The organism is Alkalibacterium thalassium (assembly GCF_900101165.1).
Taxonomy (GTDB): domain Bacteria; phylum Bacillota; class Bacilli; order Lactobacillales; family Carnobacteriaceae_A; genus Alkalibacterium; species Alkalibacterium indicireducens.
The window spans coordinates 1-1,654 of record NZ_FNFK01000111.1; the positions used below are offsets into that span (position 1 = coordinate 1).

Here is a 1,654-nt window from a genome sequence, read left to right on the forward strand (position 1 = left end):
CACTTGACTTTTTTGGAAATTTTAACGAAAACTACTTGTGATGAAAGTAACAATGTATGAAAATCATTTATTCTAAGTTTTATGCAACACTAGTGAAAAAATATAAAAAAACCTCAATAAAATTGATTTTGATGATATGATAATTTCCTGTCACCGCCTTTTAATAAATGACCCAGATAAACGAAACCAATTAATGAATCGTTATGACTATTATCTTATAGATGAATTTCAAGATACGAATATAATTCAAGCAGAAATATTTTATATGCTATCAAGTAGAACTAATAATATCTGTGTAGTTGGGGACGATGATCAAAGTATATATGGTTTTAGGGGAGCAGATAATCTAATATTTCAAAATTTTCAAACTACTTATACTTCTTCACAAGTTATTTACTTAAACAAGAATTATCGAAGCTTACCGTTTGTTATTAAAGGCGCTTCACAATTGATCAGTAAAAATGAAAATAGAATTCAAAAAGAATTTTTAACACATCGATTTGGAAAAGGGAAAATATTGATAAGTGAAGAGGCGAGTTTATTTAACGAGACAAATAACGTTATAAAATCAATTAAAGAATTGAGAGATAACGGAGTTCCTCTTAACAACATTGGAGTTCTATATCGCGTAAATAGATTAGCTTCTGGATTAATTACTTTGCTTGAGAAAGAAGGCATTCCTTATTATACTGCAAAACTACCAAAGGATATTCATAGTGGTTTGGTATTTGGTGACATAGAGTCCTATTATAGGTTATCATCTGGTCACGGAACAAAGAATGATTTACTAAGAATTATAAATAGACCATCTCGTTACTTAAAGAAAGACAAATTATACAATTCTGGGTTAGGTAAAAAGGAAATTTTAAATGCTCTTATAAAGGGGGAAAAGGAACAATACAGGATAAAAGGTATTATAGATAAGATTGACCAATTATTTAAGGATTTGAGCAAGCTTAAACAATTAAAACCCGCGGATTTTCTGGACTATTTGAATTTCCAAATGTACTATTTGGAGGCCCTAGATGAGACTAGTTACTTTTTAAATAAAGAAGAAAATACATGGAGAAATGAATTTTTTATTCTTAGGGAAGAAGCTGAAATGTATGAATCTTTTGAAGAGTGGTTTGTAGCAATAATAAGAGATAAAGAAAAAAGAAAGATTGAAATAGCTGATAATAAAGAAAAGGGCGTTTATTTAAGTACCTTTCATGGTGCGAAAGGACTCCAATGGGAGAAAGTTTTCATTATTGCAGCGAATGAGAGAATTACTCAAGTTTCGCACCCTAATCAGACCTTGGAAAGCCTATCGGCTTAAGGTTAATCAACGAGATCAAACAGTGCTGTATGCCTGATTGGGCTGGTTTCCAGATAAAATTTCTTTAAATGAAGTCGGTAATGTCTCAATTAATTGATCCAGCACCTTCGTCACCTGTTGTTCAGATAGTACAAATTCACCTTCTAACAGCTCCTTTAACGCATGCAATAAAAGAGAGAGGGATTTTGTGAAGCGAATATTTTCGAGTTCATCGCATTCCATATAAAACAGATCTCCGATCGTTCGTGGATCCTGTTCATTTCGTGAAGCAAGGGCGAAGAATATATAGCGCATAAAGACAATAGTAGTGTGAGCGATCATGATATCATACTTTCG

General features: G+C 32.0%; 1 protein-coding gene and 1 pseudogene. One reads left to right on the forward strand and one right to left on the reverse strand.

The features are described 5' to 3' along the window. Nucleotides 1-121: 121 nt before the first annotated feature. Nucleotides 122-1,318, forward strand: a complete 1,197-nt coding sequence (locus tag BLR76_RS11465; protein ID WP_281241352.1) for a UvrD-helicase domain-containing protein — start codon at nucleotides 122-124, stop codon at nucleotides 1,316-1,318. A gap of 15 nt (nucleotides 1,319-1,333) precedes the next feature. Here BLR76_RS11465 and BLR76_RS11945 read toward each other — a convergent pair. Continuing rightward, a pseudogene (locus BLR76_RS11945) lies at nucleotides 1,334-1,654 on the reverse strand (hypothetical protein); the annotation flags it as partial.